Origin of the sequence: Myxococcus sp. CA039A (assembly GCF_013336645.1) — a bacterium.
Classification (GTDB): Bacteria; Myxococcota; Myxococcia; order Myxococcales; family Myxococcaceae; genus Myxococcus; species Myxococcus llanfairpwllgwyngyllgogerychwyrndrobwllllantysiliogogogochensis.
Genome location: NZ_JABUMQ010000723.1, coordinates 1 through 721, shown reverse-complemented (window position 1 = coordinate 721; position 721 = coordinate 1). Strand labels below are relative to the sequence as shown.

Below are 721 nucleotides of genomic sequence, written 5' to 3'. Positions count from 1 at the left end.
AGGTAGAACTCCGGCTCGAACATGAACAGGCCGCGCACCCCCTCCGGCTCACGGTCCGCCAGATACAGCGCCGTCGTCGCCGCCCCGCACAGCCCTCCCATCAACATCCCCTCCAGCCCATATCGCCGCTGGAGCTCCTCTCGCACCTCGCTCGCCACCTCGACGAAGCCGCCCTTGCACACGAGCTGGTACAGCTCCGACGTCATCTCCGGCAACGGACCGTCCGAGTCCCCCAACCCCGGCAAATCCACTCGGAAGCACGGGAAGCCTCTCGCCGCGAGCCGCTCCGCCGCGAGCACCGACAGCCCGCCATGCCCGGAGCGCGGCACATGCCCGGGGTTCAGGAAGAGCACGCCCACCGAGCGCCGAGTCCCCATCGCCGGAGGATGAAACGTCCCCCACAATCGGTGGCCCTTCACGTCGAGTTGGATCAACTCCCTCATGACCGCACCTCCTGGCGCGACCCAGTCCCGGCGATGAACCCCAGACTGTCCTCATAGAGTTCCGCCAGCTCCGGCAAGAGCCGGTTGCTCGTCGTCCAGAAGAAGGGCCGAGGTGCCCGCACCGAGCGACTCCGTCCCGGCGCCAGGAACCGCTCCGCGGGACGACCATCCAGGTGCACCACCCGCCACGGCCGCGCCTCGTCCTTCTCGGGGACCGCCAGGCCGTAGCCCTCCGAGCTGCGCCACAGACCGCGAGACCAGGGCAACCCCTCCACCTC

At 69.2% G+C, this 721-nt stretch carries 2 protein-coding genes; both read right to left on the bottom strand.

Annotated elements, in window-relative coordinates; all coding sequences use genetic code 11:
* Positions 1–443: alpha/beta hydrolase (locus tag HR086_RS47275; RefSeq protein ID WP_217442251.1), on the bottom strand; the 443-nt coding region annotated here is incomplete at its 3' end.
* Positions 440–721 (bottom strand): hypothetical protein (locus tag HR086_RS47270; RefSeq protein WP_174468952.1); only part of this gene is annotated, 282 nt, incomplete at its 5' end. The genes HR086_RS47270 and HR086_RS47275, both read right to left, overlap by 4 nt.